Source organism: Bacillus cereus group sp. BfR-BA-01383 (genome assembly GCF_022663495.1).
In the GTDB taxonomy this organism is placed as follows: Bacteria; Bacillota; Bacilli; order Bacillales; family Bacillaceae_G; genus Bacillus_A; species Bacillus_A cereus_AU.
On the sequence record NZ_JAKUFP010000001.1, the window covers coordinates 183,792 to 207,707 of the forward strand.

The following is a 23,916-nucleotide window of genomic DNA, read 5'->3' on the forward strand; positions in this document are numbered from 1 at the left end:
TTTATTATAAAGGATATAAAGCTAATTAACCAAATATACATCCGACATTTTAATATAAAAAAGCACACCTCCAATTGTTATTCGTGTCTAACAATTGGGGTGCACATCATTTAGGAAGACTCTTCTACATTTTTAAATAAACTCACTAATAATGCTTTTTGCGCATGCAATCGATTACCAGCTTGCTCAAAGACGATAGACTGTGGTCCATCTATAATTTCCCCTGTTACTTCTTCTTCACGATGGGCGGGTAAACAGTGCAAGAAACGATATGTTTGCTTCGCATTTGTAACAAGCTCTTTATTTACTTGGAACGGCTGGAATAACGTGTATTTCTCTTCTTCTCCTTCTTGCCCCATACTCATCCAAACGTCCGTATAAATGAAATCTGCTTCACGTACCGCTAATTCAGGACTATGCAAAATTTCAATTTCAGCTCCTGTTTCCTCAGCAATGGCTAATGCTTTTTTAACAATTTCCTCATTCGGTTCATATCCTACGGGAGTGGCAACTGCCATATTCATTCCGACTTTTGCACTCGCTAACAACAATGAATGGCATACATTATTCCCATCACCTACGTACGCCAATTTAATTCCTTTAAATGTATTCACTTCTTCATATATTGTCATTAAATCTGCCAATGCTTGACAAGGGTGATGATCATCCGTTAATCCATTAATAACAGGAATGCTTGATTCTTTTGCAAGCTCTTCTACATCCGCGTGTGAGAATGTACGTATCATTATCCCATCAATATAATGAGATAATACTTTTGCAGTGTCTGAAACAGTCTCCCCTCTTCCAATTTGCATTTCTTTCCCACTTAAAAACATTCCATGTCCTCCGAGCTGTACCATTCCTGCTTCAAAAGAAACGCGAGTACGAGTTGAATGCTTATCAAAAATAAGCCCTAATATTTTGCCTTGTAGTAAAGGCTCCTGCTTATTCTTTTTTAAATATATAGCAAACTCAATTAAAGAAATGATTTCTTCTTGCGTCAGTTCTTCTAGTGTTAAAAGATCTTTCGTATTTAATTTCGGTACTTGTACAGTTGACATGAAACTTCCCCCTTATATGATTGATACGTTTTTTGTACAAACTACTTTTTTTATCATATATACTGCTTGTTCTAGCTCTTCATTCGTTACAATAAGCGGTGGTAATAGTCTTATAACATTAGGACCTGCTTGTAATACGAGAAGTCCTTCTTTTTCTAGTTGTTCTATAAAACTTGCAACTTCATGCTTACACTCAATCCCAATCATAAGCCCCTTACCACGTATATTTTGAATACAGTCGACATGTCGTAATTCCTCTCGCAACTTCTCTAATACGTACTCGCCCTTTTCCTTTACTTCTTTTAAAAATGATGGTTTCTTACTTACTTGCACTACTTCTTTCGCTGCAGCCATTGCAATATAATTTCCACCAAACGTTGAACCGTGTGATCCTGCAGTAAACGATGTTCCGAGTTCTTTCTGGCCGATCATCGCTCCAACAGGAATGCCATTTCCAAGAGCCTTAGCGGTAGTAACGATATGAGGATTTATTCCCATTTGTTCGTAAGCAAATAATGTCCCTGTTCTTCCAATTCCTGTTTGTACTTCGTCTATAATAAATAAGGAACCGAACTTATTACATAATGTTTCAATCGCTTTCAAAAAAGATAGATCAGCAGGTATTACCCCTCCCTCTCCTTGAACAACTTCTACCATTACCGCCGCAACCTCTTCATTCATTACTTCCTCTAATACCTTAATATCGTTAAAAGGGATATGTAAAAAAGACGGAAGTAGTGGACCAAATCCCTCTTTCACTTTATCTTGGCCTGTTGCACTCATCGTTCCAAAGGTTCTACCGTGAAAAGATTGCTCACATGTTATGACGAGAGATTTTCCAGTATGCTTGCGTGCTAACTTTAAAGCTGCTTCATTTGCCTCTGCCCCACTATTACAAAAAAACACATAATCTAATGCTATATCTTCTGTTAACAACGAAGCGACTTCTTCTTGTAAGGTATTTGTAAATAGGTTAGAGATATGCCATATATCACCAAGTTGATCTTGTACTACCTTCATAACAGTAGGATGACAATGTCCTAAGTTACATACTCCAATACCAGAAGTAAAGTCTAAATATTGCTTACCATTTTTATCAATGACTTTCGTTCCATTAGCCTTTACAAACTCAACGTTCCGTCTTCCATACGTTTGAAAAAGATGACTTGTCATACAATACTCACTCCTTTCGTTACCGTCGTTCCGATAAATTCACCTGTAACCTCGGTAAAATCCTTCGTACCATTTACAATACTAATCTTTTGCACTCCCATTTTTAATGATGTAAGTGCCGCCTGTACTTTCGGAATCATCCCGCCTGTAATGACACCTTTTTCTATAAAAGTAACAATTTCAGATTCATCCGTTTTCTTTATCAATTTCCCTTCATGTAATATCCCATCTACATCTGTAATAAAAATAAGTTCTTTTGCCCCTAGCGCGGCCGCAATCCCAGCTGCTGCAGTATCAGCATTTATGTTATAAACCTCATTACTATTTATTCCGATTGGAGCAATAACAGGAATATAATTCATATCTATTAATCTTTTTAATAAGACTGTTTCTACATAACTTACTTCTCCTACATATCCTATCTCTCCGCCAACAGGTTGGACTTGAAGTAAATTACCATCACACCCTGCAAGCCCTACCGCAAGTAAATTATGTTTTTGTAAATTCATGACACACTTTTTATTTATACTTCCGCATAGCACCATTTGAACAACATCCATAACTTCTTTTGGTGTTACTCGTAATCCATTTCTTTTTTCTACTTTGATATTATAGTCTTTTAATTTGGCATCAATTTCTGGACCACCGCCATGGACAATCACTACCTTATACTTCTGTTGCAATTTCTTTATACAATCAAAAAACACATGATTTAACTGATCCAACATACTACCGCCGCATTTAACTACAATATATTCGCTCATCTGCTCTCTCCTTATGTACGATAACAAGCGTTTATTTTCACATAGTCATAACTTAAATCACAGCCCCAAGCTGAGCCTGTTTCTTCTCCTAAATGTAAATACACATCAATGACTATTTCATGTTCTTGTAATCTCTTTTTCATTTCCTCTTCAGAAAACATTTGAGGCTCACTGTTTTTTAACACAGCGATAGATTGCAGAGTCATACCAATTGTATTTGGATTAATAGCTACTTCACTTTGTCCAATACTACTAATAATTCGCCCCCAATTTGGATCCTCACCGTATATCGCTGTTTTCACAAGACTTGAACCGACTATTTGTTTTGCAATTTTCTTTGCTTCTTCATTTGTTCGAGCCCCTAACACGTTTACTTCTATTAACTTCGTAGCCCCTTCACCATCTTGTGCAATTTTTTTTGCTAAATCTTCACATACCTTCTGTAAAGCACATACGAAAGTTCCCCATTCTTTATGTTCCATACTCATCGTGTTCGTTTCTGATAATCCACTTGCCATAACGATGACCATATCATTTGTAGAAGTATCCCCGTCTACCGTAATTTGATTAAATGTATGATTCGTAACTTGTGATAATGCTGTTTGCAATACTTCATGCTCTATATTGACATCTGTTGTAATAAAACTAAGCATCGTTGCCATATTCGGATGGATCATCCCTGAGCCTTTAGCGACACCAGCAATGGTCACTTCTTTTCCATCAATGATCAACTCATAGCAAGTGTCTTTCGTTATAAGATCCGTCGTTAAAATCGCTTCAGAAAAAGAACGTGCCCCACTTACGTTTTTTGTTGGTATAAGAGTTTCAACTCCATGCCGAATTATATCCATCGGTAAAGGGACACCAATTACACCTGTTGAAGCTATCGCGACGTAATTTTCTTTCACATCAAGATGTTCTGCTCCTAATCCGCGCATCTCGTATGCATCTTGTAGCCCCTTCATTCCCGTACAAGCATTTGCATTTCCGCTATTGACGATAATTGCTTGTAATTTCCCCTCAGCTGCTATACTTTCTTTCGTTACTTGCAGGGGAGCTGCTTGTATTTGATTTGTTGTATAAACAGCGGCACATGCTGCTGGTACTTCACAAACGATTGCACCTAAATCCTTTTTCTCTTGTTTCAGACCATTTGCAGTACCAATTGCTGAAAATCCTTTCGGCGTTACAATTGAACCATTTTCTAATTTTGTAATAGACGATACTTTAATCATAATGTCCCCCTTATGGATAAAGCGGCATATGTTGTAAACCTGTTGTCTCTTCCAATCCCGCTAATACATTTGCATTTTGAATCGCTTGCCCAGCTGCACCTTTCATCATATTATCTATAACAGAAACGACCGTGACTCTTTCTGTTCTTTCGTCGTAAGCTATCCCAATATCACAATAATTTGAGCCTCTTACTTCTTTCGGACTTGGAAATTCTCCTTGAGCGCGAACTCGAACGAAAGCTGAATGTTCATACGTTTCTTCATACAAAGTTTGAAGTTGCTTTATTTTCATTTCCTGTTTCACTTTCGCATAAAGCGTAATCATAATCCCCCGCGATATCGGTATTAAATGTGTACTAAATGTAATTGGTTTCATTTCACTATTCCACTCTGTAAGCATTTGCTCAATCTCGGGAATGTGCTGATGTTGATTTACTTTATAAATGTGTAAGTTATCATATAGCTCAGGAAAGTGAGTCATTGTTGTTGGCGTTTTGCCTGCTCCAGATACCCCTGATTTCGCATCAATAATAACGGAATTTCCTTCGATCATGCCGCTACGTACTAACGGCGCTATCGCTAATAATGCGGCTGTTGCAAAACATCCTGGGTTTGCAATTAAATCTGCATTTTGAATCTCGGACCTTTTCCATTCGCTTAACCCATAAACTGCTTTCTTAAGAATTTCTTCTTGTGCAGCTGGCCTTTTATACCACAGTTCATATGACGAAGGATCGATCATACGATAGTCTCCAGATAGGTCAATTACCTTTAAACCTACTGCTAATAATTTTGGAGTTAACTCTGCCGATACTCCTGCCGGGGTCGCTAAAAATACGATTTCCGCTTCCTTCTCCATTGCCTTTACATCAATTTCTTGTAATGTATGTACGAAAACATTTCGAAAATGCGGGTATACATTTGTTATACACTCGCCAACTTGCGAAAAAGAATGGAGAGATGCTATCGAAAAATATGGATGTTGCTCTAATAACCGAATTAACTCAATCCCTCCATATCCAGTTGCTCCAATAATTGTGACTTTCATAAGCTCCTCCTCATATCGATTCTTTAAATTAAGTATGATTATAATATTGTATATTTATAGAGTCAATTAAATATTTATAAATTTTTAAAACTTAAAATTCTTAATTTTACTAGAAAAATAATATACATAATCGAATTTTTATGCAAAAACAATGTATAGTAGTATTTCCATTTCACTTCAAGTACAATAAAACAATACATGTATACATACAGGCGGGGAAAAACATGAATGAAAAATTAATCGAGAAAATGATTACAAAAAGTTTTCGGCAATATCAATGTAATCCTGTGTCAAAAGAAGATCAGGAAATGCTAATTAAACATATTCAAACGATAATTCATTCAAATACTGAAATTGATGTATACGAGGCAGTTGAGGATATCGTTTACGATTATGTGACTGGAAAATAAAAAAATAGGAGATTTCCATATGGAAATCTCCTATTTTTTACTTAATGATTTGCCTGCAACACGTTCAAATAAACCTGGGAATAATGCGTAGAGCTTTGGCCCAATTCCCATCCACTTCGGCAAGTTTACTTCACGTTTTTTCGTTTGCATCGATTTTACGATTTGTTCTGCTACATATGTTGGTTTTAACATGTAACGTCCCATATTTTTTACATATGTACCTGATTGATCGGCTATTTCAAAAAAGTTCGTATCTATCGGACCTGGATTAATTGCTGTTACATAAACATCTGTATTCGATAATTCCATACGTAAACTATTCGTAAATCCTAATACGGCATGTTTCGTTGCTGCATAAGCACTCGATTTCGGAGTTGCAATTTTTCCAGCAAGCGAAGCGATATTAATAACATGCCCTTCGTTCCTTTTTACCATATAAGGTAATACCGCTTTCGTACAAGCTACTAAACCGAATACATTTACTTGGAACATATCCTTTACCTCGTCCATTGACGCATCTTCAAATGTTTTAAAAATACCAAATCCCGCATTGTTTACTAATATATCAATACGTCCCACTTCTTGTAATACCTTTGCGAACACAGTTTGTACTTCCGCCTCATTACTTACATCCAATACATAGTAGTAGCAAGGCGTATTATAAGTTTCTTTAATCTTTTTTGCTAATGCTCGTAGTTTTTCTTCCGTTCGAGCTATTATTACTGGAGTCGCACCTTTCTCTGCAACTTGCATTGCAACTTGCTCTCCAATTCCACTAGAAGCACCTGTAATGACGATTACTTTTTCTTGTAAACGTCCCGTCATTGCTGTCACCTACTTTGCATAATAAATCAATTGTTGCGAAGACTCATCAATCATCACTTGTTGATTATATGCTAAAAAGTCTAATTGTCCAACAGTTTCTGAGATAGTAAGTGGCAATTGCTCCTTATATAATACTGGGAATAGTTTTACACATACTTCAAATGCTGTCATTGGTTTTTCCTTCAATAACTCAAGCACTTTAAACGCACGTGTTTCTTGCTTTTGTAACCTCGTTTCAATAAGTTGTTTCACATTTAGAACATCTTCCCCATGTCCTGATAAAATACGTGAAATATTCATTTCACTTAAACGTTTTAACGTTTGATTATATTGTAGTAATGGACGTGCCCTTTCTGTTTGCCCTTCATATGGTGGTTCTAAGATTGGATTCGAAGAAATATGACTAATGAGAGCATCACCACCAATTAATATTCCATCAGATTCTCTATATAAAGAAATATGAGTAGAAGCATGACCTGGTGTTTCAATTACTGTAAACCCAGGCAGAGAATCAATACAATCTCCCTCTCTCACAGTATGCGTTAACGATCTATTACAAGAATATTTTAGTGTCTTTGTCGTCAATAATTCCTCATCTTTCAAAAATGCTGCTGGAACACCGAACTGCAAGGCTGTCTCTTTAAAAAACTCATGATACCACTTTAAAAATTGTGGATTTTGTGTGATCCAAGGCTCATTCCAAGGGTGTCCAATAATATTTGTTTCCTCAGAGAATATATTTAACAGCCCACAATGATCCGCATGATGATGTGTAATCACTACCGTTTTAATATCTTCAATCGTATATCCTAATGCACCTAATTGGCTTTCTAACGCACTCCTTGCTCCTTCTGTATTCGTCCCTGTATCAATTAGCGTTAATGTCTCCCCCTCAACTAAAAACACATTCACTGTCTCAACTGCAAATGGCACAGGAATCTCCATTCGGTGAATCGCCGTCATGCCTAGCCCCCCTGTCTCTTTCCGGTTCAAAAATGAATACCTCTTCAGTTTACAACTTCCTTATTAATTTGTCATTATTTTCAGATAAAAAGAGGTGTTTTCTATAAAAAAACGAATGTATGTACATTTATAAGAATTTCTAACCAAATTTTAAGGAGGAACATCATGTCTATTCAAAATATTTCCTTTCTCGGTGCAGGCTCCATTGCCGAAGCAATTATTGGTGGCTTGGTACAAGCAAATGTTGTTAAAGGCGAACAAATTACCGTAAGTAATCGTTCTAACGAAACAAGATTACAGGAACTACATAAAAAGTACGGTGTTAAAGGTACGCATAACAAAAAAGAACTACTTGCTAATGCAAATATTCTTTTTCTAGCGATGAAACCAAAAGATGTTGCAGAAGCAATTATCCCGCTTAAAGAATATACGGATCCTAATTTGCTTATTATCTCGTTATTAGCAGGTGTTTCTACTCATTCAATTAGAAACCTACTTCAAAAAGACGTTCCGATTATTCGTGCGATGCCAAATACATCTGCGGCTATTTTAAAATCCGCTACCGCTATCTCACCTTCAGAACACGCAACGGAGGCACATATTCGCATTGCAACATCGTTATTTGAAACAATCGGTCTCGTCTCTGTTGTAGAGGAAGAAGATATGCATGCTGTCACTGCATTATCCGGAAGTGGACCAGCTTATATTTATTACGTAGTAGAGGCGATGGAAGAAGCAGCAAAAAAAATTGGTTTAAAAGAAGATGTTGCAAAATCACTTATTCTTCAGACGATGATTGGTGCTGCTGAAATGCTAAAAGCAAGCGAAAAACACCCTTCTATTTTGCGAAAAGAAATTACTTCTCCTGGGGGAACAACTGAAGCAGGTATTGAAGTGTTACTGGAGCATAATTTTCAACAAGCATTAATTTCATGTATTACACAAGCAACGAAACGATCACATGATCTTGGAAAAACATTAGAACAATTAACAAAAGAAAAATAAAAAATGGAGCTCAACCTTACTTGAGCTCCATTTTCTATAATCCTATATTTTTAGTTATTACTCTTCCCAAAAATCTCTTCTTGCAGACGACGACCTGTCGGTGTTGCTGCAAGTCCACCCTCAGCTGTTTCACGAAGTGCTACTGGCATCGTTTGTCCAATTCTAAACATTGCCTCAATCACTTCATCACATGGAATTGTACTAGTTACACCAGCTAATGATAAATCAGCTGAAATCATCGCATTTGCAGCGCCTGCTGCATTACGTTTCACACAAGGTACTTCTACAAGTCCTGCAACCGGATCGCATACTAAACCAAGCATGTTCTTTAATGAAATTGCCATCGCTGTAGCTGCTTGATCTGGTGTTCCACCAGCCATCTCAACTGCGGCTGCGGCTGCCATCCCACTTGCTGAACCTACTTCAGCTTGACATCCTCCTGCAGCACCAGAAATACAAGCATTATTCGCAACAACCATACCGAAAGCTCCTGCTGTAAATAAAAATTCAATCATCTCTTCACGTGTAGGCTGTAATTTTCCTTTCAGTGCAAACAGTACGCCTGGCACTGTTCCAGCAGAACCTGCTGTTGGTGTTGCACAAATGATTCCCATCGCCGCGTTTACTTCATTTGTTGCGACCGCTTTACTCACAGCATCCAAAATCGTATCTCCAGATAACCCTTTTCCGCTATTCATATACGTTTGAACTTTTACAGCATCTCCGCCAGTTAAACCAGTCGGTGATTTCACACCGCGAATACCGCGTTCTACTGCTTGTTCCATCACGACTAAGTTCTTTTCCATACCAGCAATTACTTCTTCACGTGAAATACTTCTTGTTTCCATTTCACATTGAATCATAATTTCTGCAATTTTTACATTTTGTTCTTTAGCTTGCGCCACTAGTTCCGCTGCGTTCCGAAACATGGTGTGTCCCCCCTGCAATTAATCCATAATGGTTACTTGACAAATATTTTGTTGCCCGTTTATCTCTTCAATCACTTCATCTGCTAACAATTCATCTGTTTCGATGACCATAAGTGCTCTTCTTCCTTTTTCTTTACGAGAAACACTCATTGTACTAATGTTAATCTCATGTTTCGCAAGGATTGAAGCTACTGCTGCAATAGCACCAAAGCGATCGTTATTTACAATAAGAAGTGCTGGGCTTGTTCCTGATAATTGCAGATCAAAGCCGTTTAACTCTACAACCTCGATCTTACCACCACCAATAGAACATGCAACAACTTCGATTTCCTCTTCACCTTTATACAGACGAATTTTCGCTGTATTCGGGTGCGGAGCATTTGCATCTTCTTCAATGAATTCCACTTCAATTCCGCGTTCTTTTGCAATGTCTAACGCGCTTGGAATACGTAAATCATCCGTTTCAAATCCAAGTATTCCACCAATTAACGCTACATCCGTACCGTGCCCACGATACGTTTTTGCAAATGATCCATATAATGAAATGCTAACTCTCTCTGGTTCATGACGAAACAGCTGGCGAGCAACTTGCCCCATTCTTGCTGCCCCTGCTGTATGTGAACTTGATGGACCAATCATAACTGGACCAATAATATCAAATACCGAGCGATACTTCATTATAACTCCCCCTAAACCTCTATGAAAATTATTTTCTACTATTCTATTAAGCTACCGCATCTGCTGCTTTTCCAGCCGTACCACGAATTTGCTCCGCTGTACGAATTGGATAGTTTTTGAATAAAAGTGAACCAATATATCCTGAAATAATACCAGATACCATAGTACATAAGAAATATAGCATTACTTTCATTTAAAATGATATAAAATACCAGCAATAAATCCTGGTAGCAATCCAAAGTTTAACACAGAAGCCCCTACAAGCATAGCATAAAAAGGTGATACACCCATTACTAATGTAACTAAAGTTGCCCCCACTACTCTGCTTAGACTACCTACTGATTTTTCGACTTCTTTTAAAGAATGGTATACCAATTAAATCTCCACCAACGTATAATTGAAAAGCTTCTACTAAGAAACTTGCAACAGCTACACTTGCTAAAGATCCTATCGCTTTCATACCGTTTGCGCTTTAAAACTAAAGAGTGGAAAAAGATATAGTACAAATAATAGTAATATCTTTCCTTATAATAATCTCCATGTTGCTCTCTCACTATTTAGTCAATTTCGTTTGTTACAAAAAATGGCTAACACGTATGATGTAAATTATAATGTGCCCTCATTATAGCTCGTTTTTTATTAAACGCTTACTTTTATTGAATTTTAAAGTTTCTGAATAAAAGTCTTCTTTTCTTCTTTGTATTACTTGTACGTACATCTTCTTATATAACAGTTTTTCTACATAATCGTTAAAATGTATTTTTACCTTATATACTCAAACCATTATAAATTTCTGTATTATCCAAGTATAAGTATGAAATGATAACAGTTTTATTTTAAATTTTTTTTAGAAATAAAAAAATGGTAAACCGATGTCACCATTTTTTCATGAAATTATTATTTTTATACTGGAAATGATTTCAAATCCGTTGCTATTTCCGTATTAGAAAATAACTCCCTTGCTTCTTCCAATAATTCCTTATATGTATCTCCTTGATAACGAGAACTAATATGAGTCAATATTAATCGTTTCGCATTTGCTTGAAGTGCAATACTCGCAGCTTGCTTAGATGTGGAATGGAAATAATCATACGCTTGTTGTTCGTCTTCTGCCGCAAAAGTTGCCTCATGAACAAGTACATCGGCGTCTTGTGCTAGCTCTCTACTCGCTTCGCAATATCGTGTATCACCTAAAATGGTAATAATTCTCCCTTTTTGAGGCGGACCGATAAAATCTTTTCCATTTAACATTGTACCATTCTCTAACTCAACTACTTCTCCATCTTTTAAACGTTTGAAAATCGGACCCGGTTTCACACCCATTTCTAACAGCTTATCGACTAAAAGTGCTCCTTGTATATCTTTCTCTACAATACGGTATCCAAAACATTCAATGCCATGTGAAAGTCTTTTCGTTTCCACATAGAACTCATTATCTTCAAACACGGTGCCTTCTTCCTCTATCTCAACAACTTCAAGTGGATATTTGACATGTGTCGTACTTACCGATAATGCTACTTCAATAAATTGTTTAATTCCTTTTGGCCCGTACACTGTTAACGGTGTTATTCCACCTTGAAACGAACGGCTGCCCAATAAACCAGGTAATCCAAAAATATGATCGCCATGTAAATGCGTAATAAATATTTTTTCAATACGGCGCGGACGTACAGACGTATGTAATATTTGATGTTGCGTCGCTTCACCACAGTCAAATAACCAAGTCTGTCCTCGTTCTTCTAACAATTGCAAAGCAATTGCTGAAACATTCCTTCCTTTTGAAGGAACACCTGCACCAGTTCCTAAAAATACAAATTCCACTTTCTTTCCTCCAGCTCTTTATATAATCTATCTTTCATCTTACGGAATGTTATTTCAAATGGCAAATTGAATTTATATAACCAATCATCTAGACAACTATATAACACGAACGTTATACTTAAAAAATTTATCCATCGTTCGTACTTTGTGTTAAAATGATTGTACCACATTTAAAGGAGCGTTTTATTATGAAAGAAGTATTTCGTTTACAAACTGATTTTTCATCTTCATTTGATCGCTGGGTAAGTTCTTTCGTTTCTGATCACCCAGCACAACTAGAATGGACGACTTTAAAAGAATTAATTCATGAATATACAACATCACATACAAATGAGACGTTGCCAACATATATTTCTTCCGCTTTAACATATTACGCACAACGCGTTTCAACAACAAATAGTTCAGAGATTGTTATTTTTGAAAATCCTACAATCTCGTAATTTATAAAAAAAAGCACTGTAATCAGTGCTTTTTTTATGTTCATTAATTTTTTATTTTCAAGTTATTAGAAACTGCTTGAAATAACTTGAAGTAATCCATACTCTTTCAATCTTTTTGTTTTAACTTGGTTTGGGGCTAAAAAAGGATCTGACCGCTTCTACGCATGGCCGGATTCTCTGTTCTATCTAAAAAAAGAAGGGTTTATATTCATAATATCTTCTACATAAACTTATTTTCTAATTTTTGTTGAAACGACTTCTCTTGCTTACGTAATAGTTGACTACCTCGCTGTAAAAGCGGTGTCCCATACTTATCATTAATTTGATCAATAACAGCAAGTAGCGGTTCTTTTTTTGCATCCTCTTCAAACGAAAACAAATCTAATTGTTTCACCGATTCTGTCTTCCACTCTATTTCAGTAGCTGTAACACCTAGTAAACGAACGGAATCACCATCCCAATGTTGCTTCCATAAACGGGAGGCTGCTTGAAAAATATCTCGTTCTTCCCAAATTGCATTTTTCAATTGCTTACTCCGTGTTACCGTCCGTCTATCATGGTATTTAATCGTAATTTGAATATTATAGCTGACAAGAGTTCGCTTTTGTAATCTTTTACTCACTGATTTTGATAAACGTTCTAACATATCAAGTAATTCTTTCTCTTCATCCATATCCTTTGAAAAAGTCGTCGAATTACCAACGCTTTTATGTTGTCCCATTTGACTCGGATCAACTTCCCTATCATCCATGCCTTTTGCACGCCGTTGTAAATCAACACCATGTTTTCCAATTTTAGCGCGAATGATATGCTCGTCTCCCTTTGCTAACTGTTCAATTGTCAGTATATGAATGTCATTTAATTTTTCAGCTGTCTTCTGTCCAATTCCATGCATTGCTTCAACTGGAAGTGGCCAAATCATTTCTGGGATATCACGTTTTCGAAGTACAGTAATGCCAAGTGGTTTTTTCATATCAGAAGCCGTTTTTGCTAGGAAAAGGTTTGGAGCGATTCCAATACTACATGGAAGCTGTAACTCTGTTAATAGTGCTTGTTGAATCATCTTTGCTATTTCAAGAGGCGAACCAAGTGCGTAGCAATCTGTAATATCTAAATATCCTTCATCTATAGAAACTGGTTGTATTTTTTCTGTAAAACGGGAAAGTATTTGAAACATTTGAAATGAAGCTTCGCGATATAATGTAAAATTAGGACGCCTTACAACTAATTGTGGACATAACCTTTTCGCTTCCCAAAGAGGCATCGTCGTACGTATACCATATTCTCGCGCCTCATAACTACATGTTATGATAATTCCTTTTCTCTCTTTTTCATTTCCTGCAACCGCTAGTGGTTTTCCTTGTAATGATGGGTCATGAGCAATCTCAACAGATGCGAAAAAACAATTCATATCTACATGCAAAATTACACGACCATTTTTCGGATACATTTCTCGCATAGTACTCACTCCCTCCAGAGAACGTTCGTTCCTTTATTATATCAAACTCATGTACAATATAATAATTACTTATTCTTTTTATCCTTATTTTTGCTATACTTAACATAAAAGATGGATATTATTGTAAAAGGAGTGACTTATTATGAAATCAAATAGTAAACTCAACTATACCTTTCTCATTATTATATTAATCATCTTAATTAATTACTTACTACTCCCGATTTTTAATATTAATACAGCCGGACTCCTCCCTCGTTTACTAAGTATCGTAACAACTTATATACTGCCATGGATTTTCTTATACTGGCTTATCCGCCTTGTGAGAGCAATTGAATCAAAATAAAAAAAGACGTGTAAACCATAATTGGTTCACACGTCTTTTTTACTTTATTACTTACTTCGCTACTTCTTCAATAATCGCAACAACTAATTCTGCTGTTTTTGCTAACTCTTCAACAGGAATCTTCTCGTTTGTTGTATGAATTTCTTCATAACCAACTGCTAAGTTCACTGTTGGAATACCATGTCCTGCAATTACGTTTGCATCACTTCCGCCACCACTTTGGTGTAGAGAAGGTGTACGACCAATTTTTTCAGCTGCACGTTTTGCAACTTCTACAACATGGTCGCCATCAGCAAATTTAAAACCTGGGTACATAACGTTTACTTCAACGTCTGCTTGACCGCCCATTTCTTTTGCAGTTGTTTCAAATGCTTCTTTCATTTTCGCAACTTGGACTTCCATTTTCTCATTAATTAAAGAACGAGCTTCCGCAAAGATTTGTACATGATCGCAAACGATATTTGTTTGTGTACCACCTTCAAAACGACCAATATTTGCAGTCGTTTCAGAATCAATACGACCAAGTGGCATCTTTGCAATTGCTTTCGCAGCGATCGTAATTGCAGATACACCTTTTTCCGGTGCTACACCAGCGTGAGCTGTTTTCCCGCGAATAATTGCGTTCACTTTCGCTTGTGTTGGAGCTGCAACAACGATTTCACCAACTTTTCCATCGCTATCTAATGCGTAACCATACTTCGCTGTAATACGCTCACGGTCTAACGCTTTTGCACCAATAAGACCAGATTCTTCTCCAACTGTAATAATAAATTCAATTTTACCATGAGGGATGTTTTTCTCTTTTAAAACGCGAATTGCTTCAAACATTGATGCTAATCCCGCTTTATCATCCGCACCTAAAATTGTAGTACCATCTGATACGATATATCCATCTTTAATAGAAGGCTTAATGCCATTACCAGGAACTACTGTATCCATATGAGAAGTAAAGTAAATTGTATCAACACCATCTTTTGTTGCTGGTAAAGTACAAATTAAGTTACCTGCACCATGACCAGTTACAGCCATTGTGTCATCTTCAAATACTTCTACACCTAAAGCTGTAAATTTCTCTGTTAATACTTTGCAGATTTCTGCTTCAAATTTCGTTTCAGAATCTACTTGTACTAATTCCATAAATTCATTTACTAAACGTTCTTGATTAATCATAAGACTGCGCCTCCTGCACTACCATTATGTATGTAACACTACTAATTATAACAGAATTTCACAAAAGTTTCGAAATACAAGACAAAAAACAGATGGTTTATATGTCTAGATAACCATCTGCTTCCTATTATTCATTTAACAATACCCAGCGCATATGATCTTCCCACACGCCATTTACCATTAACATCTTCCTAGATACTCCCTCATATTGAAAGCCTATCTTCGTCACTACTTGTATAGATGCTAAATTACGTGGCATAATCGGCGCTTCTATACGATGTAAATGAGATTCCTCAAAAGCAACTTGAATTGCTTTTCTAAGCGCTTCTGTCGTATAGCCTTTATTCAACTCTTCTTTATCTAATTTGTAACTGAGTACACAAGATTGATAAATACCACGAACGATTAAATTAAATGAAATACATCCAATTATTTTCGTATCATCACCCTTTTTAAAAATCCATAACCTAATAATCTTTCCTTCTGCAAACTCTTTTCTATCCTTTTGTAACCTTTTCTTTTGATAATCTAATGTAAAAAAACCCTCCGGTCTATACTCTTCCCAAGCTTTTAAAAATTCACGATTTCTGTCGTAATATTGAAGAACTTTTTCCGCATACGACTCATCAATTTCCCTTAAATGTAAACGATTTGTTTCATATATTTTCATCATCGTATCTCCATTCTTCAGCTTGCATAAAAAAATTAACCATCTATCTTTTAATATATTCTCTACTCATACGCAAATTTCCTGTTATATTTTGCAACCCCTTCCCGAATTTTGTCCTTGCTCTCCCCTTGTCCATAATTTCATTTCTCGTTACAATGAAATGGTACTGATTTGCAAGGAGGTTTAACGATGCATAAAAAAGCTCAAAAAATTATGGTTTATATAATGTTAATTTCTATACTTGTAACAACACTACTTACTGGCGCAAGTATGTTTTGGTAAAAAGGACGACTCACTCGTCCTTTTTTTACTTTTTACACATCATAAAATAAACCATCTCGAAATCGAGATGGTTTATTTTGTATAAATCATAATTGCTACAATACTAAAGGAAAATGCCATTACTAATGCTATTACAAAACTTGTATACTGTTTCTGCTGAAATGCCCCAATAACAAATGTAAGATTAAGCAGTGCCATCAATATAATCGCTACAACATAAGAACATATATTAAAAGTTGCCAATATGAATGTAATCACAAATAGAAAACCAATAAAAAACTGCATATACGAGATTTTTGGATTCAAGTACATATGAGCAACCCCTTTTTCTTTTTTTATCTTTCTATATCTTCATTAACGCATGCTTATGTACACATGTCAAGACAACTTATAATAAAAGAAAAAGCCAACCTTTTCGTTGGCTTTTTCATATGCAATAGCACCTTTTTCTTTTGCCAATTGCTGAAAGGATTTTTTTGATTTCACAATCCATACTTTCGTTCCAATTGGAATACGATCAAATAAATATTCCACATCGTTTTTTTTCATTCTTATACATCCTTGTGAAATATACTTTCCAATTGAACTAGGTTGGTTTGTTCCATGTATTCCATATTTACTCCCATCAGTTTCTCTTGCATTAAATCCCATCCACCTTGATCCAAGTGGATTTTTTGGTGATCCCCCCGGAATATCCTTTGCAATATAGTACGGATCCTTCGCTTTCATTACAATATCAAAAGTTCCTTCTGGGGTTAATTCATTTGTTTTTCCTGTCGCTACTGGAAAAACCTTTTGAATCTTTCCATCGTCTATGTAAGCTAGTTTATTCGTCGCTTTATTTACAATAATGAAAGGATCACCGGCACGTGGATTATCACCAAGAGGCCAAATCGGTGATAAAGAAAGGCATAATAATAAAGAAAGAAGATACGGCATACATAATTCCTACCTTCTATATAAGTTCTTTTATATTATCCTTTCCCTTAAAACGACTTTTAATGAGTAAATATTGCTCCATCTCATAAACAAGTTGAACGAGTTTTGCACGTATTTCAAATTCTTCTCGTGTGACTGGTAAAGGCATTTCTCTAAATACTTCTCGCATTTCTTGCAGTTGTCTTAACGAAATGACCCCTGTACTTTCAGGACGAATAGAATTCCCTATATTTTCAATTACGTCTGCAATCATATCAGCTTGTTCATACGTCCAAGATAATGACGCAGCTAATGGTATCATCCGCTCCAAAATTTCAAATTGTTGCATGCGCATATTGAAATAACGATAGTAATAGTCATCTTCTCGCATAAATGCATTCTCAAGTTTCTTAAACGATAAATCTCTCGCTTCATTTAGCATGTTCTCGGTTTCGATGAGTTCTGCCCCACTCCAACTACTTTCTCTATTTCGCAAATAAACAACCATTTCAAACAAAATTGTTTTAAAATTACTTTCTATTGTATCCTGATACTCTCTTAGCTTATTTTCACTACTTGGCATATACATATTCACTAATAGCGCCACACTAATCCCTATCGTTAATATAGCAATTTCATTTCCAACTATAAGCCATGTAATGTGTTTCAATGAATATAGATGCATGACAATAACTGAGCTCGTGACAATCCCTTCTTGAATTTTAAACATAACTGCAGTCGGGATAAATGTAAGTAATAATACACTAATCGCAAGTGGTGTATAACCAATTGTTTCAAAAATACAAAACGCGAATGCCATTGATAATACACAAGCTAAAAAACGATGTAACGATACTTGAAGTGATTTACGCTTCGTATTTTGTACACATAATATAACTAAAATACCCGCTGAACTATAAAATTCTAATCCTAATAACTGAGCAAGAAAAACCGCTGCCCCTGTTCCAAGCGCTGTTTTGACTGTACGATATCCAATTTTAAACATATCATTGCTCCTATATGTATAAATGTATTTAAAGTTAGTATAAAAAAAGGATGACACAATGTCATCCTTTTCTGCTTATTATTCACCTAACCTTTACATATTACAATATCTTTTGTAAAAATTGTTGCGCACGTTCACTCTTCGGTGCTGCAAAAAATTCTTCTGGGGCACTATCTTCTACAAGCTTTCCTCCGTCTAAGAAAAGAACACGATCTGCCACTTCTTTTGCAAATCCCATTTCGTGTGTAACGATAGCCATCGTCATTCCTGTCGTTACTAATGATTTCATAACTTCTAGCACTTCTTTCACCATTTCTGGATCTAGTGCTGATGTTGGTTCATCAAATAACATAACTTCCGGTTCCATCGCTAACGCTCTTGCAATTGCTACACGTTGCTTTTGTCCTCCTGAAAGACGATTCGGATACGTATCTTTTTTATCTAATAATCCTACTTTTTCTAAAAGTTTCTCTGCTTTCTTTTCCGCTTCTTGCTTCGTTACTCCTTTTACATTAATAGGAGCATACGTAATATTTTCTAATACCGTCATATGAGGGAATAGGTGAAAATGCTGAAATACCATTCCGACATTTTCACGAACATGCATGATATTCGTTTTCGGGTTCGTTACTTCTTCCGTTCCAATCCAAATGTGACCATTTGTCGGTGCTTCTAACATATTCATACAACGTAAAAATGTTGATTTTCCTGATCCCGACGGCCCGATAATTGCAACAACTTCTCCTTTTTCAAGCGTTGTCGTAATCCCTTTTAATACTTCATTTTTCCCAAATGACTTATGAAGGTTTTCAATTTTAATCACTTTTTTTCATTCTCCCTTCAATGGCTTTCCCGACTAATGTAAGAATAATGACTAGCATATAATAAATCAGTCCAACAAATAGTAATGGCTCAAGATATTTAAACGTTTCACCGCCTACAATGTAAGCACGACGCATTAAATCTGTCGCTCCAATTACAGTTACTACAGCCGATTCTTTCGTAAGAGTCGCAAACTCGTTTACAAGTGCTGGTAATATATTTTTTAAAGCTTGAGGAAAAATAATATTTCTCATCATTTTTCCGTAAGGAACCCCTAAAGCCATAGCCGCTTCTGTTTGTCCTTTATCAACTGCTTGAATGCCGGCACGAATTACTTCTGACATATATGCACCTGAATTTAAACTAAATGCAAGTACAGCTGCTAAAAAGGCCGGTATCTCATACCCAATCATTTGCGGAACACCGAAATAAATAATCATTAATTGCAATACTAGCGGTGTACCACGAAAAATTGATGTATAAATATCTGCTGCAATATTTAATGCTCGTATTCTAGCAATTTTACAAAGCGCTAATAACATCCCTAAAATAAATCCTGCCAAAGCTGATGCAGCTACAATTTGCAAAGTAACCTCTAGCCCTTTTAATATATATGGTATTGAAGGCGTAATTGCCGAAAAATCTAGATTCATCCTTTTCATTCCCCTCACAGAAAAGTGAAAGGCAGCTTATTTTTCGCTGCCAAACCACTTCTTCACTAATTTATCCATTTCTCCATTTTCTTGCATTTTCTTAATTACCTTATTAAATTCTTCTGTTTTATCACTGTTTTTCGGAAGGGCAATTGCTGCTCCTACTTCTTCTGGTGCTTCTTTAATTTCAATTCCTTGTAATTCTTTCATTTTCTCTAAATAATTTTTCGCTACTGTATCTTCTAAAATCGCTGCATCAAAACGACCCGCTTTAATTTCTTGTACGATTTCTGGTATACGGTCACGTCCCTCAGCTTTGAAATCAACTTGTTTTTTAAATTCAGCTGCCTTTTCTTCTTGAATAGATCCTGTTTGTACCCCTACTTTTTTCCCTTTTAAATCTTCTACTGATTTAATGTTAGAATCCTTTTTAGAAACAATCATGTTATTAGCAACAAAATATATATCTGTGAAATCAACATTATTTTTACGCTCTGCAGTTGGCGTCATACCTGCCATAACGAAATCAACTTTTCCTGAGCTAAGAGATGCTAATAAACCACCAAAATCCATATCTTTCACTTTCACTTCATAGCCAAGTTCTTTTCCGATATATTTTGCGATATCAATGTCAAATCCGATGATTTCATCGCTCTTTGACGCTTCCACGTATTCATAAGGTTTATAGTCCGCTGAAGTACCCATAACAAGTACTTTTTCATTTTTTTCAGTAGCCTTTTCTTCCCCATTACTACAAGCACTGAACATACTTACAATTAAAATAAGTGCAAACGATATTGATAAAAACTTCTTCATCTTTCTTCCCCCTAATAATGTATATTTAAAAGTTAATTAGAATATTTATTCGATGTTTGTATTGTATCAGTAGTTTAATTTTTATGCAATATATAAAATAAAAATAAATGAAATTACCTTAAATACCCTGTTATCTATGCATAAAATAACGCATAAAACTATATCCATATGCATATCCCATCGTTTTAAATACTAAATAAAAAAAGGCGGTACATCCACGTAACCGTGGATGTACCGCCTTTTCACTTATTTATAGTTCTTCACAATTATCTTCGAAATACGACTGTAGTTTCGCAATGACTTGCATTGGTTCATGCCCTTCAATTTCATGACGTTCTACCATCGTTACAATTTTTCCATCTTTCAATAAAGCAAATGATGGAGATGAAGGTGGATATCCTTCAAAATATTCACGCGCTCTTGCTGTTGCTTCTTTATCTTGACCTGCAAACACCGTTACAAGATGGTTAGGACGTTTATCATAATGTACGGAATGCGCAGCAGCAGGACGAGCAATACCACCTGCACAACCACATACAGAGTTCACCATTACAAGTGTTGTTCCATTTCTTTTAAACGCTTCTTCTACTGCTTCTGGCGTCGTCAATTCTGTATATCCAGCAGAGACAATCTCTTCACGCGCTTGGCGAACAACATCATTCATAAAAAAGTTAAAATTAATCAATCTTTTCCCTCCTCTAATTCTACCTATTTGTATCTTACCAGTTAATGTTTATGAAATACAAGTAAGTTTACTTGTATTTGGGTATAGAAAAGGTGTTAGAGCAGGGCTCTAACACCTTTTTGTCACTTTTCCATAATCTTCATATATTCAACAATCATTTTTTTATGTGATCCTACAATATAGTCAGGTAGTTCTGTTACTGGGAAAAATTTAAGCTGAACCGCTTCTTCTTTATTCATAACAAAATCCCCTTCGTATTCATCCGTATAATAGGCTGTCGTTACAGATTGAAATTCATCACCGTTTGCTAATTTTGTAAAATAGTTCGCCCCAGAAAATACATTTATTAATCGTAGATTCTTTACTTTTATCCCAGTCTCTTCATATACTTCACGGCACGCTGTTTCTTCTGGTGATTCACCAAGCTCCATCAGTCCACCAGGCAGCCCCCATTTTCCGTACGGTTCTGTTCTTTGCTGTAATAATACATCTCCATTTTCATTTATAACGAGTACAACAGCACCAACTAAAATTAAAGGGCGATGACCAACTATTTTTCGCAATTCTTCTACATATCCCATCGTATCGCCTCCTTTTTCGTTGTCCACACTATTGTATCATATGTATGAAACGACAAAATGCGTATATTTTTCATTTTTTTAACAAAATATTTATTTTATGTGCTTCATCTACTGTAGCTAGCATAATGGATTCGATTTCCGCACTCTTCTCTAAAAATTCTTTCGCCGACTCCTCTGTTTTTCCTATTAAAGCGAGAACGTCCTGCTGGATTTTTCCATCCTTCACTAAAATAAAAGCAACTGGAGATTTTTTCCCTGCCACTTTAAGGTCAAGGCGAGAAACTGCTTCATATTCTGGATACTGAAATATAGAAACGACGCCACTCGCTTCCCATAGAGCCAATTTAATTGTAGAAATATCACTCACATTTTGCACGCGAAGTTCTGAAAATAAGTATTCTGCCGTAATCCTCGCCTTTTTCAAATTACTAAAATCAATGGAACCATTATGTATAAGAATAATAGGCGCAGGCTCTAAAAAGCGTCTCCATCTATCCCATTTCAACATTAAAACAGAGCTTATGATGTGAAGTACAACGAGTATAAACGTTGTAATCATCGAACCGAGTAATCCAACTTTTTCATCAGATAGCGCGTTAGAAATATTCCCACCAAGCAATAACACTAATACAACATCTAAAAATCGAAGTTGTGCGATGGACCTTTGTCCCATCGCTTTCGCGACTAATATTAAAAATATGTACGCTATAATAGCTCGAACAACCCATTCGCTATTAGAAAGGTGCCGTGCTCCTTCAAAAATATGCATATACATCACATTGCACTCCTTAAACATTCCAACCTACAAGTCTGTTTTAGTTTGCAACGTTTGAGAGCATATATGTAAAAAAGCTGGTTCGTTTTTACACGAACCAGCTTTTTTACTTAACCGAAAACATATATTTTTTATATGTTTTCCGTACCGATAATATGAGACCCATCATAATCATATTCGAGAATAAGGAACTTCCCCCATATGATAAGAAAGGTAACGCAATACCTTTTACAGGCATTAATCCAACGATCATACCGATATTTTGGAATATTTGAACCGTTAATATACCGATAGATCCAGCACATAATAATGTACCGAATAAATTATCAGCAGAATAACCGATAATAATTGTTCGATATAGTAGTAATAGGAACAAGAATACCACTAACGCTGCTACTATAAATCCACCTTCTTCGGCAATTGTAGCGAAAATAAAGTCAGTATGCTTCTCTGGGATATAGACGTTTCCTTCGCCAAACCCTTTCCCTTCCATGCCTCCACTACCTACAGCTAAAATCGATTGCTGTGTTTGATACCCTTGATCTGTATGTTCAAACGGATCTAACCAACCCAATATACGCGATTGTTGGTGAGGCTTTAGTAAAGTAACTAAATTATTAAAGAAGAAATCCTCATACCTTACGTAAATAAATATTAACGCAGATAATATGGTCACCGGAATAACTGTACATAATGCTATCAATTTCTTCTGAATACCTGACATAAATAAAATACATGCAATTGCAGCGGCATATAAGAACACCATACCTGTATCTGGCTGACTATATACAACGGCCATAGGAGGAAGGGATACTAGCATAATTTTACCTACTAGTTTTAAATCTGTTTGGAATGTCCTTGCCATATACTGTGCATTATGTTTCACTGCTATACTTGCTACCACAAGCAGTAATGAAATTTTGAAAAACTCAGATGGCTGAATTTGTCCAAATACCGGGAAAACGAACCATCTTTTTGCACCTAATTTTTCAGGTGTGAAACTGGAAACCGGTAGTATTTTCAAAAGAATAAGTGAGCCAAATCCAACAATATAAAGCGGCCAAGACAATTTTTGTAATTGATCTAAGTCGATGCTGGCAACAAGCAATAACAAGACAGCTCCAATTATGTAGTTCAAACCCTGCTTCATAGCAAAGTTTGCATCTCCATACTGTCCGGTTTGTTGACTGCTGTATATAGCAGTTATACTTATAACACAAAATGCACACAAAATTAAAATTAATTTTACATCTAAACTTTTTAGAAACTCGGTACTTCTTTTCATGACATCCTCCTGAAACATTGTTACGGCAAAATAAAAAACCAGGAGTCAATACTCTTCATGTTTTGACGACTGATTACACATTATCTATAAAACACTTAT

At 35.9% G+C, this 23,916-nt stretch carries 29 protein-coding genes and 1 pseudogene; 5 read left to right on the plus strand and 25 right to left on the minus strand.

The window, feature by feature from the left end; all coding sequences use genetic code 11:
• Positions 1–110: 110 nt before the first annotated feature.
• Genes argF through argC form a run of 5 tightly spaced genes read right to left on the minus strand, consistent with a single transcriptional unit; the run spans position 111 to position 5,281 of the window.
• The gene (argF, locus tag MR065_RS01050) at positions 111–1,061 is read right to left on the minus strand and encodes an ornithine carbamoyltransferase (RefSeq protein ID WP_242212204.1); all 951 of its coding nucleotides are present in this window, start codon (positions 1,059–1,061) and stop codon (positions 111–113) included.
• A gap of 12 nt (positions 1,062–1,073) precedes the next feature.
• A complete protein-coding gene (locus MR065_RS01055; RefSeq protein WP_242212205.1) occupies positions 1,074–2,234 on the minus strand; it encodes an acetylornithine transaminase in 1,161 nt (386 codons plus the stop codon).
• Positions 2,231–2,998, minus strand: a complete 768-nt coding sequence (argB, locus tag MR065_RS01060; RefSeq protein ID WP_242212206.1) for an acetylglutamate kinase — start codon at positions 2,996–2,998, stop codon at positions 2,231–2,233. Before argB ends, MR065_RS01055 begins: the two co-directional genes overlap by 4 nt.
• Before the next feature lie 11 nt (positions 2,999–3,009).
• The gene (gene argJ, locus MR065_RS01065) at positions 3,010–4,233 is read right to left on the minus strand and encodes a bifunctional glutamate N-acetyltransferase/amino-acid acetyltransferase ArgJ (RefSeq protein WP_242212207.1); all 1,224 of its coding nucleotides are present in this window, start codon (positions 4,231–4,233) and stop codon (positions 3,010–3,012) included.
• 10 nt (positions 4,234–4,243) lie between these two features.
• A complete protein-coding gene (gene argC, locus MR065_RS01070) occupies positions 4,244–5,281 on the minus strand; it encodes an N-acetyl-gamma-glutamyl-phosphate reductase (RefSeq protein WP_242212208.1) in 1,038 nt (345 codons plus the stop codon).
• 224 nt (positions 5,282–5,505) lie between these two features.
• On the opposite strand from argC, the gene MR065_RS01075 reads away from it, so the two are divergent.
• On the plus strand, positions 5,506–5,691 hold the full coding sequence (locus MR065_RS01075; RefSeq protein WP_002145860.1) for a YqzH family protein: 186 nt from the start codon (positions 5,506–5,508) through the stop codon (positions 5,689–5,691).
• 30 nt (positions 5,692–5,721) lie between these two features.
• On the opposite strand, the gene MR065_RS01080 is transcribed toward MR065_RS01075, so the two are convergent.
• Together MR065_RS01080 and MR065_RS01085 are read right to left on the minus strand one after the other, a co-directional pair.
• Positions 5,722–6,516 carry an SDR family oxidoreductase gene (locus tag MR065_RS01080; RefSeq protein WP_242212209.1) on the minus strand — a complete coding sequence of 265 codons (795 nt, stop codon included), beginning with the start codon at positions 6,514–6,516 and terminating at the stop codon, positions 5,722–5,724.
• Between the two features lie 9 nt (positions 6,517–6,525).
• A complete protein-coding gene (locus MR065_RS01085; protein ID WP_097902588.1) occupies positions 6,526–7,479 on the minus strand; it encodes an MBL fold metallo-hydrolase in 954 nt (317 codons plus the stop codon).
• A gap of 165 nt (positions 7,480–7,644) precedes the next feature.
• Between MR065_RS01085 and proI the strand changes: the two genes are divergently transcribed.
• Positions 7,645–8,484, plus strand: coding sequence for a pyrroline-5-carboxylate reductase ProI (gene proI / locus MR065_RS01090; protein ID WP_242212210.1), 840 nt, complete (start codon positions 7,645–7,647; stop codon positions 8,482–8,484).
• 50 nt (positions 8,485–8,534) lie between these two features.
• Here proI and sdaAA read toward each other — a convergent pair whose 3' ends face one another.
• From sdaAA to rnz, 5 genes and pseudogenes are all read right to left on the minus strand, one after another.
• Positions 8,535–9,413, minus strand: coding sequence for an L-serine ammonia-lyase, iron-sulfur-dependent, subunit alpha (gene sdaAA, locus MR065_RS01095; RefSeq protein ID WP_242212211.1), 879 nt, complete (start codon positions 9,411–9,413; stop codon positions 8,535–8,537).
• Positions 9,414–9,431: 18 nt separating this feature from the next.
• The gene (gene sdaAB / locus MR065_RS01100; protein WP_002173372.1) at positions 9,432–10,091 is read right to left on the minus strand and encodes an L-serine ammonia-lyase, iron-sulfur-dependent subunit beta; all 660 of its coding nucleotides are present in this window, start codon (positions 10,089–10,091) and stop codon (positions 9,432–9,434) included.
• Between the two features lie 46 nt (positions 10,092–10,137).
• Positions 10,138–10,275 (minus strand): hypothetical protein, encoded by a 138-nt coding sequence (locus MR065_RS01105; protein ID WP_242212212.1) that lies wholly within the window; start codon positions 10,273–10,275, stop codon positions 10,138–10,140.
• Between the two features lie 11 nt (positions 10,276–10,286).
• Positions 10,287–10,610, minus strand: a pseudogene (locus MR065_RS27655) (PTS sugar transporter subunit IIC); the annotation flags it as partial.
• 384 nt (positions 10,611–10,994) lie between these two features.
• On the minus strand, positions 10,995–11,912 hold the full coding sequence (rnz, locus tag MR065_RS01115; RefSeq protein WP_097902592.1) for a ribonuclease Z: 918 nt from the start codon (positions 11,910–11,912) through the stop codon (positions 10,995–10,997).
• Positions 11,913–12,100: 188 nt separating this feature from the next.
• Between rnz and MR065_RS01120 the strand changes: the two genes are divergently transcribed.
• Positions 12,101–12,352: a DUF3932 family protein gene (locus MR065_RS01120; RefSeq protein WP_002111702.1), complete on the plus strand. Its 252-nt coding sequence runs from the start codon at positions 12,101–12,103 to the stop codon at positions 12,350–12,352.
• A gap of 220 nt (positions 12,353–12,572) precedes the next feature.
• On the opposite strand, the gene MR065_RS01125 is transcribed toward MR065_RS01120, so the two are convergent.
• Complete coding sequence (locus tag MR065_RS01125; protein ID WP_242212213.1) at positions 12,573–13,811, minus strand: DNA polymerase IV; 1,239 nt, start codon at positions 13,809–13,811, stop codon at positions 12,573–12,575.
• Between the two features lie 142 nt (positions 13,812–13,953).
• Here MR065_RS01125 and MR065_RS01130 point away from each other — a divergent pair, with 142 nt between their 5' ends.
• Complete coding sequence (locus MR065_RS01130) at positions 13,954–14,154, plus strand: hypothetical protein (RefSeq protein ID WP_242212214.1); 201 nt, start codon at positions 13,954–13,956, stop codon at positions 14,152–14,154.
• Positions 14,155–14,205: 51 nt separating this feature from the next.
• Here the strand turns inward: MR065_RS01130 and MR065_RS01135 are convergent, their stop codons facing one another.
• Both MR065_RS01135 and MR065_RS01140 read right to left on the minus strand, forming a co-directional pair.
• Positions 14,206–15,324, minus strand: a complete 1,119-nt coding sequence (locus MR065_RS01135; RefSeq protein WP_242212215.1) for a tripeptidase T — start codon at positions 15,322–15,324, stop codon at positions 14,206–14,208.
• Between the two features lie 127 nt (positions 15,325–15,451).
• Positions 15,452–15,997, minus strand: coding sequence for a GNAT family N-acetyltransferase (locus MR065_RS01140; RefSeq protein WP_141436243.1), 546 nt, complete (start codon positions 15,995–15,997; stop codon positions 15,452–15,454).
• Between the two features lie 186 nt (positions 15,998–16,183).
• On the opposite strand from MR065_RS01140, the gene prli42 reads away from it, so the two are divergent.
• On the plus strand, positions 16,184–16,276 hold the full coding sequence (gene prli42 / locus MR065_RS01145) for a stressosome-associated protein Prli42 (protein ID WP_150985251.1): 93 nt from the start codon (positions 16,184–16,186) through the stop codon (positions 16,274–16,276).
• Between the two features lie 72 nt (positions 16,277–16,348).
• Here prli42 and MR065_RS01150 read toward each other — a convergent pair whose 3' ends face one another.
• The 10 genes from MR065_RS01150 to MR065_RS01195 all read right to left on the minus strand — a co-directional run bounded on the left by MR065_RS01150 (position 16,349) and on the right by MR065_RS01195 (position 23,817).
• The gene (locus MR065_RS01150) at positions 16,349–16,588 is read right to left on the minus strand and encodes a DUF3894 domain-containing protein (protein WP_097902599.1); all 240 of its coding nucleotides are present in this window, start codon (positions 16,586–16,588) and stop codon (positions 16,349–16,351) included.
• Positions 16,589–16,654: 66 nt separating this feature from the next.
• A complete protein-coding gene (locus MR065_RS01155) occupies positions 16,655–17,215 on the minus strand; it encodes a L,D-transpeptidase (protein WP_097902600.1) in 561 nt (186 codons plus the stop codon).
• 16 nt (positions 17,216–17,231) lie between these two features.
• Positions 17,232–18,200, minus strand: a complete 969-nt coding sequence (locus MR065_RS01160) for an aromatic acid exporter family protein (RefSeq protein WP_242212216.1) — start codon at positions 18,198–18,200, stop codon at positions 17,232–17,234.
• Between the two features lie 100 nt (positions 18,201–18,300).
• A complete protein-coding gene (locus MR065_RS01165) occupies positions 18,301–19,023 on the minus strand; it encodes an amino acid ABC transporter ATP-binding protein (RefSeq protein WP_242212217.1) in 723 nt (240 codons plus the stop codon).
• Positions 19,016–19,675 (minus strand): amino acid ABC transporter permease, encoded by a 660-nt coding sequence (locus tag MR065_RS01170; RefSeq protein ID WP_097902603.1) that lies wholly within the window; start codon positions 19,673–19,675, stop codon positions 19,016–19,018. The genes MR065_RS01165 and MR065_RS01170 overlap by 8 nt, the downstream gene beginning before the upstream one ends.
• Before the next feature lie 36 nt (positions 19,676–19,711).
• Entirely contained in the window at positions 19,712–20,491 is a 780-nt protein-coding gene (locus MR065_RS01175; RefSeq protein ID WP_242212218.1) for a transporter substrate-binding domain-containing protein, read from the minus strand.
• Positions 20,492–20,741: 250 nt separating this feature from the next.
• The gene (locus tag MR065_RS01180; RefSeq protein WP_002015097.1) at positions 20,742–21,155 is read right to left on the minus strand and encodes a BrxA/BrxB family bacilliredoxin; all 414 of its coding nucleotides are present in this window, start codon (positions 21,153–21,155) and stop codon (positions 20,742–20,744) included.
• Positions 21,156–21,298: 143 nt separating this feature from the next.
• Positions 21,299–21,757, minus strand: coding sequence for an NUDIX hydrolase (locus tag MR065_RS01185; RefSeq protein WP_242212219.1), 459 nt, complete (start codon positions 21,755–21,757; stop codon positions 21,299–21,301).
• A 70-nt stretch (positions 21,758–21,827) separates the two neighbouring features.
• Entirely contained in the window at positions 21,828–22,532 is a 705-nt protein-coding gene (locus tag MR065_RS01190; protein ID WP_242212220.1) for a DUF421 domain-containing protein, read from the minus strand.
• Positions 22,533–22,638: 106 nt separating this feature from the next.
• Positions 22,639–23,817 (minus strand): FtsW/RodA/SpoVE family cell cycle protein, encoded by a 1,179-nt coding sequence (locus MR065_RS01195; protein ID WP_242212221.1) that lies wholly within the window; start codon positions 23,815–23,817, stop codon positions 22,639–22,641.
• Between the last annotated feature and the right edge of the window lie 99 nt (positions 23,818–23,916).

Excerpts from the sequence above, each read along its gene's own strand:
- MR065_RS01135 (WP_242212215.1), bottom strand. The coding sequence starts at position 15,324 with ATGATTAATCAAGAACGTTTAGTAAATGAATTTATGGAATTAGTACAA.
- MR065_RS01185 (WP_242212219.1), bottom strand. The coding sequence starts at position 21,757 with ATGGGATATGTAGAAGAATTGCGAAAAATAGTTGGTCATCGCCCTTTA.
- MR065_RS01190 (WP_242212220.1), bottom strand. The coding sequence starts at position 22,532 with ATGTATATGCATATTTTTGAAGGAGCACGGCACCTTTCTAATAGCGAA.
- argJ (WP_242212207.1), bottom strand. The coding sequence starts at position 4,233 with ATGATTAAAGTATCGTCTATTACAAAATTAGAAAATGGTTCAATTGTA.
- proI (WP_242212210.1), top strand. The coding sequence starts at position 7,645 with ATGTCTATTCAAAATATTTCCTTTCTCGGTGCAGGCTCCATTGCCGAA.
- MR065_RS01195 (WP_242212221.1), bottom strand. The coding sequence starts at position 23,817 with ATGAAAAGAAGTACCGAGTTTCTAAAAAGTTTAGATGTAAAATTAATT.
- MR065_RS01150 (WP_097902599.1), bottom strand. The coding sequence starts at position 16,588 with ATGTACTTGAATCCAAAAATCTCGTATATGCAGTTTTTTATTGGTTTT.
- MR065_RS01160 (WP_242212216.1), bottom strand. The coding sequence starts at position 18,200 with ATGTTTAAAATTGGATATCGTACAGTCAAAACAGCGCTTGGAACAGGG.
- MR065_RS01125 (WP_242212213.1), bottom strand. The coding sequence starts at position 13,811 with ATGCGAGAAATGTATCCGAAAAATGGTCGTGTAATTTTGCATGTAGAT.
- sdaAB (WP_002173372.1), bottom strand. The coding sequence starts at position 10,091 with ATGAAGTATCGCTCGGTATTTGATATTATTGGTCCAGTTATGATTGGT.
- sdaAA (WP_242212211.1), bottom strand. The coding sequence starts at position 9,413 with ATGTTTCGGAACGCAGCGGAACTAGTGGCGCAAGCTAAAGAACAAAAT.
- MR065_RS01085 (WP_097902588.1), bottom strand. The coding sequence starts at position 7,479 with ATGACGGCGATTCACCGAATGGAGATTCCTGTGCCATTTGCAGTTGAG.
- MR065_RS01140 (WP_141436243.1), bottom strand. The coding sequence starts at position 15,997 with ATGATGAAAATATATGAAACAAATCGTTTACATTTAAGGGAAATTGAT.
- MR065_RS01130 (WP_242212214.1), top strand. The coding sequence starts at position 13,954 with ATGAAATCAAATAGTAAACTCAACTATACCTTTCTCATTATTATATTA.
- MR065_RS01155 (WP_097902600.1), bottom strand. The coding sequence starts at position 17,215 with ATGCCGTATCTTCTTTCTTTATTATTATGCCTTTCTTTATCACCGATT.
- argB (WP_242212206.1), bottom strand. The coding sequence starts at position 2,998 with ATGAGCGAATATATTGTAGTTAAATGCGGCGGTAGTATGTTGGATCAG.
- MR065_RS01120 (WP_002111702.1), top strand. The coding sequence starts at position 12,101 with ATGAAAGAAGTATTTCGTTTACAAACTGATTTTTCATCTTCATTTGAT.
- prli42 (WP_150985251.1), top strand. The coding sequence starts at position 16,184 with ATGCATAAAAAAGCTCAAAAAATTATGGTTTATATAATGTTAATTTCT.
- argF (WP_242212204.1), bottom strand. The coding sequence starts at position 1,061 with ATGTCAACTGTACAAGTACCGAAATTAAATACGAAAGATCTTTTAACA.
- MR065_RS01170 (WP_097902603.1), bottom strand. The coding sequence starts at position 19,675 with ATGAATCTAGATTTTTCGGCAATTACGCCTTCAATACCATATATATTA.
- MR065_RS01175 (WP_242212218.1), bottom strand. The coding sequence starts at position 20,491 with ATGAAGAAGTTTTTATCAATATCGTTTGCACTTATTTTAATTGTAAGT.
- MR065_RS01075 (WP_002145860.1), top strand. The coding sequence starts at position 5,506 with ATGAATGAAAAATTAATCGAGAAAATGATTACAAAAAGTTTTCGGCAA.
- MR065_RS01180 (WP_002015097.1), bottom strand. The coding sequence starts at position 21,155 with ATGAATGATGTTGTTCGCCAAGCGCGTGAAGAGATTGTCTCTGCTGGA.
- argC (WP_242212208.1), bottom strand. The coding sequence starts at position 5,281 with ATGAAAGTCACAATTATTGGAGCAACTGGATATGGAGGGATTGAGTTA.
- MR065_RS01055 (WP_242212205.1), bottom strand. The coding sequence starts at position 2,234 with ATGACAAGTCATCTTTTTCAAACGTATGGAAGACGGAACGTTGAGTTT.
- MR065_RS01105 (WP_242212212.1), bottom strand. The coding sequence starts at position 10,275 with ATGCTATATTTCTTATGTACTATGGTATCTGGTATTATTTCAGGATAT.
- MR065_RS01080 (WP_242212209.1), bottom strand. The coding sequence starts at position 6,516 with ATGACGGGACGTTTACAAGAAAAAGTAATCGTCATTACAGGTGCTTCT.